Raw genomic sequence first — 7,266 nt, 5'->3', positions numbered from 1 at the left:
CGCCATCAGAGATGTGTATAAGAGACAGCGTTGAAGCTCGTGTCGACGAGGTCGGCGTCCTCGCCGCCCTGGTAGAGCGCAGGCGTGTCGTACTCGTCGTAGAGCGATTTGTTCTCCGCACCGATGCCCGACGGGGTGGCGTCGACCATCACGTCCGCTTCGTCGACGAGTTCTTCGACCAGCCCCGCGAGCTCGATGCCGGCCGCGTCGAACTTTTCGGCGCGCTCCTCGATGGCGGCGTAGAGCGGATAGCCGTTTTTCACGGCGCGCTCGGCCTCGTAGTTCGGACGGGTCTTCGCCACTCCCACGAGTTCCATGTCCGGCTGGGCGACCACCGCGTCCGCGACGCGTTTGCCGATCGTTCCGTAGCCGTTGACGCCGACGCTGAGCATAGTAGTCCTGTTCGACCGACCGGGATAATCGTTTCTACTGTCGCTCGACGGGTGGACGGCTGCGATGGGACGGCTCCGACAGCCGAAAGCCTCAGGCACGGCTGCCCCCTCCGTGGTGCTATGAGTCGGACGAACGCCGACGCGACGCTCGACAGCGCCGCCGAGACGGCCGTCGACCAGTGTCTCGCGCTCGGAGCCGAGGAATCCTGTGCCGTCGTCACCGACGACGAACGCCTCTCGATCGGGCAGGCGCTGTACGATGCCGCGTGTGCGGTGAGCGACGACGTGGTGTTGCTGCGCTACCCGCCGGGCGACCAGCACGGCACCGAACCACCGGCACCCGTCGCCGCGGCGATGCGCGGGGCGGACGTCGTGTTCTGCCCGACGACGAAGAGCCTGAGTCACACACGCGCCCGATCGGGGGCAAACGAAGCCGGCGCGCGCGTCGCTACCCTCCCCGGCATCACCGAGGAGGTGTTCCGCACGGGTCTCGACGCCGACTACCGCTCAATCGAGGGCAGCTGTGAGTCGATCCTGGATGCGATCGCCGACGCGAGCGAAATCCGCGTCACCTCGCCCGCGGGCACGGACATCACGTTCGAGCCGGGCGACCGCGAGTGGCTCGCTGACACGGGCATCGTCCACGAGGCGGGTGCGATGTCGAACCTCCCGGCAGGCGAGGTGTTCGTCAGTCCCGAGACAGCCTCGGGAACCTACGTCGTCGACGGCACGATGATGCCCCACGGGCTGCTCGACGAGGAGCTAGAGTTCACCGTCGAGGACGGGTTCGTGACCGAGATCTCGGATCGGGACGTCCGCGAGCAGGTCGAGCGCGGGGCTGAGGAGGTCGGCGACGACGCCTACAACCTCGCCGAGCTCGGCATCGGGACGAACGTCGCCGTCACCGAACTGGTCGGGTCGGTACTGCTCGACGAGAAGGCCGCCGGAACAGTTCATATCGCTATCGGCGACGACCACGGCATCGGCGGCGACACGCAGGCACCGCTCCATCTCGACGGGATCCTCCGCGAGCCGACGGTGTACGCTGATGGAGAAGAGATCGAGCTGCCGACGCCGAACGGGGCGTAGCGAACGCCACGGGCTTTTATCCGTGCGACCGATAGGTCGTCCATGAGCGAAGCCACCGAGCGCGTCGGCACCACCTGTCCGGCGTGTTCTCCCGACACACCCGTGGTTCACGAGCTGCTGAAATCCGGCGGGCAGGCGACCGTCCGCTGTGGCGAGTGCAGTCACGTCCACAAGACGCGCCTCGACGAACCCGCCACCGAACAGCGCGACGTCATCGTCTCTCAGGACGGCGAATCGTTCTCGACGACGACCGAGATCCCCAGCGAGGAGCAGCTCGCCGTCGGCGAGGAGTTCGTCCTCGACACGCCGGAGGCACTCCTGACCGTGCGAATCACGAGCCTCGAAGTCGAGGGCGGACGCACCGACGAGGCCGACGTCCCCGACATCCGGACCGTCTGGACGCGCGTCGTCGGCAACGTCGCCGTCGACGTGACGCTCAACCCCGCTGGTGGCGGCGACGAAACGCGCGGCATCGAACTCCGCGTGCCCGGCGACTACGAGTTCACCGTCGGCGAGCGGGAGGACCTCGCCGACGAGCGCTTCACGGTGAAGGGGATCCACCTGCGCGCGGATGCCGAGGGCTACGGATTCGACCATCTCGATCACGAGGGCGACATGGCCTTCGCCAAGGACGTCAACCGGGTGTACGCCGACGACGAGTCGAGTTCGGCCTGGTCCGTCTGGTGATGGATCACGAGCGCGCCCGCGAGCAGCTCGTCTCCCGACTCGACGAGCAGGGTCGCATCGAGCGCGACGCGACCCGTGAGGCGCTGCTCGCCGTCCCTCGTCACGAGTTCGTCCCCGAGAATCGACGGACGGACGCCTACGACGACCGGCCGCTGCCGATCGGTGCGGATCAGACGATCAGCGCGCCGCACATGGTGGCGATCATGACCGATCTGCTCGCGCCGGAAGCGGGCGATTCGATCCTAGAAATCGGTACCGGCTGTGGCTATCACGCCGCCGTCACGGCCGCGATCACGGACGGCGTGAAGAGCGTCGAGTACCACGCGTCGCTCGCCGAGAGCGCTCGCGAGCGCCTCACGGAGCTCGGCTATGCCGTCGACGTCCGCGTCGGCGATGGCCACGATGGCTGGGCCGAGCACGCGCCCTACGACGGCGCGTATCTCACGTGCGCAGCCCCCGAGATCCCCGCAACTGTCGCCGAACAGGTCCGTCCCGGTGGAGCGATCGTCGCGCCGATCGGCACGAGACGACAGACGCTCGTGCGCGCGCGGCGGCGGGCCGACGGCAGCCTCGATAGGACCGAGCACGGCGGCGTGCGGTTCGTCCCGATGCAGGGGTAGCGCGCAGCCGAAGGCACGCGATTCAAGGCTCTACGCGGCGTTCGTTTCGCATGGAGCCTGCGGCGGTGCGCGAGGACATGGTCGACGGCCTCGAACACGAGAGCAAGGGGGTCGTCGAGAGCGAGGCGCTCAGCGTGGCGATGCGGACCGTCCCACGCCACGAGTTCCTCCCCGAGGAGCGTGCGGCCTACGCCGATCGGACGACCGAACACGCGAACACGCGCGTGCTCGCGCCGAGCACGGTCGCACGACTGTTCGAGGCGCTTTCGCTCAGCCCTGGCGACGACGTGCTCGTCGTCGGTGCGGGCGTCGGCTACACGGCCGCGGTGGCCGCCGAGATCGTCGGTCAGGAGAACGTCCACGCGGTCGATATCGCCCGTCGGCTCGTCGTCGACGCGCGCCGAAACCTCTCGCACGCGGGCTATGGCGGCGTGCTCGTCGACAGGCGCGACGGGACACACGGCTTTCCCGACTACGCACCCTTCGATCGCATCCTTCTCGAAGCCGCCGTCGTCCGACCACCGAGCGCGCTCGTCGACCAGCTTGCCCCTGATGGACGGCTCGTCGCGCCGGTGGGGAACCACGACCAGTCGCTCGTCGCCGTCGACGAACGGGGGGCGCGCGAGCGGTTCGGCCCGGTACGGTTCGCGCCGCTGCTCGTCGAGGGTGAACAGTCGGACGCGGTCGAGCGCAACAGGACTGTTCGCGAGGACCGCGAGCGTGCACGGGCGAGTGCCGAGCGACGCAACGGCTGGGAGCACGACTGGATCGACTGGGACCGTCAGTAGCCCGTTTCCCGACGAGACGGCCCGTGGCGGCCGCTACCGTGCCATGGCACGGTCTACCACTCGCGCACGGATCGCCGTCTCGATGCCCTCAGACAAATTATTACAGGAAAACCGAAAGCGCATCTATATCGGTTCGTCACGAAATGCCGTCTATGCTAGCTGAAAAATACGTAAACGTAACTAACTGGCCAGAAGCGGTATTTTACAAATGCCTAATGAGCAGACGATGCCACGCGACGGAGCACGCAACGATAGCGATAGCACAGACGACGGTTTCAAACCGAGCCGACGGTCGTATCTCAAGGCTGCCGGTGCGGCTGCCGTGTCGGTTCCGCTGCTCGCTGGGGAGGGGGCGGCGGCGACCGAGCGCCACGGGATCAGCTTCGATAACGTCGTAAACATGGCTGATGCCGGTGCCGACCCGAACGGCAACGAGCCGTCCGACGGCGCACTTCAGTCGGCCGCGAGCAGCAACACCCTGCTCAAGTTCCCCTCGGGAACGTACAAGTTCACCCAGAAGAACGTCATCAGCGGTGGTAGCGTCGGTATCGTCGGCGAAGGCGACGTCACCTTCACCGTCCCCGACGGCTTCAACGACACGCTGCTGGCGATCAACGGCGGGTCGGGCGCACTGGTCGAAAATATCACCATCGACCAGAGCGGCGCGTGCCCGAACCTCCAGGTCGCTCCCGACGACAACCTCCAGGTCCACGACGTCACCATCGAAGGCCAGAGTCTCCAGTCGAGCGATAGCGCCGAGGACGCGTTCACGCCGATGATTCGCTCCTCGGGCGGTTCGGGGACGGTCAAGAACCTCGTCGCGCACAACGAGGGCCGGATGGGTGCCTACGCCCGTTCCGGTATCTGGATCGGCAGCTCGAACAAGGGGACCATCACCCTGCGCAACTGCAACGTCGAGGGCTTCTCGAACAACGGCGTCTACGCCAGCCGTACCCCCGGTGTGGTGAAGGTCGAGGGCGGCACCTACAAGAACAACGACCTCTCGCAGGTCCGGATCGGCAGCTCGGGCAGCTACGTCGATGGCGCGACGATCGAAGCCGACGTCTCCGATAGCCGATCGCCGAACCCCAAGGACATGCTCAACGGCTCGGGCATCCGCCTCGAAAGCGATCGTGGCGGCTCCGGTGCCGTCGTCCGCAACTGTGACGTCCGCATCGGTCCCGAGGTCAACGCCGACGGCGGGATCCAGATCTTCGGCAACTACGGCGAGTTCACCATCGAGAACACGAACGTCGAGTACAACCCGCAGGGCTACTCGATCCGCGCGAAGCCCGGCGGCTCCGGTAGCGGCACGTTCAAGAACGTGAGCGTCACCGGCGACGCCTCCGACTGGGTCGGCGTCCTCATCGAGGACCGTTCCGGCACGACCGTCAAGGACTGCTGTATCCAGCAGACCGGCGGCGGTCGGACCGGTCTCGCACTGCACAACTGTGGTGGCAGTACGGTCAAAAATTCCACCATCAACGCGGGCGCACAGGCGGTCCGCGTCCGCAACGGTGACGTGAACGTCAGCGGGATCGACAAGAGCGGCAGCTGTCCCGCCCCGAACCTCGACTCGTCGAGCTACAGCGGCTCGTCGTCGGGTTCGAGCGACTCCGATTCGGACGACTCCGGTTCGGATGACTCCGGCAACTCGTCCGGTGACGACTCGTCGAGCGACTCCTCGTCGGGCTCGAACGACTCCGACTCCAAGGACTCCTCCGGCGACGATTCCTCGTCCGATTCGGACGACTCGTCGAACAACGACGACGGTGCGGGCTCCGACGACGAGCTGAGCGGCGACGTCAACGAGTCCGACGTCCCCGAACCGTCCGACAGCGCGAACTTCGTCGTCACGGACACCGACAGCTCGGGCGGACGCATTCCCTACGACGTCGAGACGAGCGGCAAGATCAACAAGTCCGGGACCGGCGGGGCGACCAAGGACCCCAACGACGACGTCTCCGGCAAGAGCGCCTCGGGCGGCGTCAACGAGTGGCGCGACGCCTACGAGTACGAGGGCGAGATCGTCTCGCTCGAAGTCGACGACCGCGCGACGATCAAGCTCGACGGTGACGAAGGTACGATCACGGTGATGGGCGAGGACGAGAGCGGTACCGACTACTCGCTCGAAGTCACCGGCGAGCTCGAACACGCCGACGACTCGACCGACCCGATCTCCGACGACAACAGCTCGGTCTCGGGCGGCGTCGGCAGCTTCCGCGACGAGTACAACTACACTGGTGAACTCGTCCAGGCGTCGATCGAGGACTCGGTCTCGATCACCACCGACCCCGAAACGCTCGACGAGTAACGACCCCCGACGGGTCGTCCCGTTTTTGCGCGCGGCACCGACACGCAGCCACTCGAGCGGCAGTCGTGAACCGTTCCCTCCACTGATCGCCACGGATCCCTGAAAACACCCCGCTGACGCTCACGGACACACGACGCTGCTCGTTCGCGATACGGTTCCTGGCTGGATGGGAGTTACATCTTGTAACCGAGGTCTTCGAGCCGGTCGGCCACCACGTCGTTGTCCATGTCCATGTCCGCTGGCTCCGTCTCGTCGCCGCGTTCGGGCTCGTGCTCGGGTTCCTCCGTGACGATCTCACGGCGTTGGCCGTTGGTGTGGACGTGCCACGGCACCGTGACCAGCTCGTCGGTGTAGATGCCCGGCGGATGACCGTACTCCCGGAACGGGATCGGGAACGAGCGCTCACCGATCATCTGGCCGTGGTCGGCGGTGACGACCGTCTTGCCGCCGAGCGTTTCGAGGAGGTCCTCGACGTGCGGGAGTATCGCGTCGAGGTTCTCGACGAACGCACGCCGGAGCACCGAATCGGGGAGATCGAGCCTGCCGCTGTTGATGGCGTCCCACGCCCGCAGATCGTTGAGTTCGGGATGCTCGCGACCGGTCTGGCCGATCGCGGGGAAATGCGGCTGGAGGAAGTGGACGAACAGCCGCTTGTTGGGATACTCTTCGGCGGCGCGTTTGGCGTGTTCGGCGGCCGTCTCGGGACGGACCGTGTTGAACTCCTCGTCCCAGCCACCGTCGCGCCAGACGTTGATCTCGCGGTGGAAGCTCGCCTCGACGTCGCCCCGGTTGCGGTTCCAGTAGAGCATCGGCGTCGCGGTGACGTACACCGTGTCGTGCATCTCGCGCCCGTCGAAGTTGGCCGTGAAGAACTCGCTGGTCATCGACGAGCGCGAGCGCCGCTTCTCCAGCCGACCGGGCAGATCGGCACGGGCGGCGAAGGCGTCGTATCGGCAGGCATCGAGGAGCAGGAGGTTGTCCCAGTCGGCGGCCATGACGTCGACGCCGTCGGTGTTGTACTCCCGACTGTTGAGACGGGTGTAGTAGAGCCGGTTCAGTTCACGGACGAAGAGTTTCGGTTCGTCGAACGCGCGCCGCAGCTGCCGCAGTTCGTACATTGGATGTGTAGTTCATGCCGGACCACATAAACGATCGGCATTCGACGTTCCTGGCGTCGTTCCGGCTGCGCCGCTCCCCTCGCTCACGAGTTGGCGTCGGCAGAAAGCGCCCGAGGCGGGATTTGAACCCGCGTCATCACCGTGACAGGGTGATATGATGGGCCACTACACCACCCGGGCAACAACCATCCGTACTCCGGAGACGGACTTAAGGGTTTTCAAACGACCTCGTCTGCAGTGGCCCAAAACGCTATATTC

6 protein-coding genes, 1 tRNA gene and 1 pseudogene are annotated in these 7,266 nt (G+C 66.2%); 5 read left to right on the top strand and 3 right to left on the bottom strand.

The genetic code is table 11. The features are described from left to right. Positions 1–20: 20 nt before the first annotated feature. A pseudogene (locus tag C451_RS08280) lies at positions 21–392 on the bottom strand (glyceraldehyde-3-phosphate dehydrogenase); the annotation flags it as partial. A gap of 120 nt (positions 393–512) precedes the next feature. Between C451_RS08280 and C451_RS08275 the strand changes: the two are divergent. The 5 genes from C451_RS08275 to C451_RS08255 all read left to right on the top strand — a co-directional run bounded on the left by C451_RS08275 (position 513) and on the right by C451_RS08255 (position 5,890). Further along, positions 513–1,481 carry an aminopeptidase gene (locus C451_RS08275; RefSeq protein WP_007739628.1) on the top strand — a complete coding sequence of 323 codons (969 nt, stop codon included), beginning with the start codon at positions 513–515 and terminating at the stop codon, positions 1,479–1,481. Between the two features lie 42 nt (positions 1,482–1,523). Continuing rightward, on the top strand, positions 1,524–2,168 hold the full coding sequence (locus tag C451_RS08270; RefSeq protein ID WP_007739626.1) for an HVO_0476 family zinc finger protein: 645 nt from the start codon (positions 1,524–1,526) through the stop codon (positions 2,166–2,168). Then, positions 2,168–2,788 (top strand): protein-L-isoaspartate(D-aspartate) O-methyltransferase, encoded by a 621-nt coding sequence (locus C451_RS08265; RefSeq protein WP_007739622.1) that lies wholly within the window; start codon positions 2,168–2,170, stop codon positions 2,786–2,788. Before C451_RS08270 ends, C451_RS08265 begins: the two co-directional genes overlap by 1 nt. A gap of 50 nt (positions 2,789–2,838) precedes the next feature. Further along, the gene (locus C451_RS08260) at positions 2,839–3,576 is read left to right on the top strand and encodes a protein-L-isoaspartate O-methyltransferase family protein (protein WP_007739621.1); all 738 of its coding nucleotides are present in this window, start codon (positions 2,839–2,841) and stop codon (positions 3,574–3,576) included. A 226-nt stretch (positions 3,577–3,802) separates the two neighbouring features. After that, positions 3,803–5,890, top strand: coding sequence for a right-handed parallel beta-helix repeat-containing protein (locus C451_RS08255; RefSeq protein WP_007739619.1), 2,088 nt, complete (start codon positions 3,803–3,805; stop codon positions 5,888–5,890). Positions 5,891–6,063: 173 nt separating this feature from the next. Here C451_RS08255 and C451_RS08250 read toward each other — a convergent pair whose 3' ends face one another. Both C451_RS08250 and C451_RS08245 read right to left on the bottom strand, forming a co-directional pair. Next, the gene (locus C451_RS08250) at positions 6,064–7,008 is read right to left on the bottom strand and encodes a hypothetical protein (protein WP_007739616.1); all 945 of its coding nucleotides are present in this window, start codon (positions 7,006–7,008) and stop codon (positions 6,064–6,066) included. Positions 7,009–7,115: 107 nt separating this feature from the next. Next, positions 7,116–7,188, bottom strand: a tRNA-Asp gene (locus tag C451_RS08245). Between the last annotated feature and the right edge of the window lie 78 nt (positions 7,189–7,266).

It is taken from the genome of Halococcus thailandensis JCM 13552, assembly GCF_000336715.1.
Classification (GTDB): Archaea; Halobacteriota; Halobacteria; order Halobacteriales; family Halococcaceae; genus Halococcus; species Halococcus thailandensis.
Note: the sequence above shows the minus strand (reverse complement) of the source record. Positions and strands in the feature narration are given on the sequence as shown.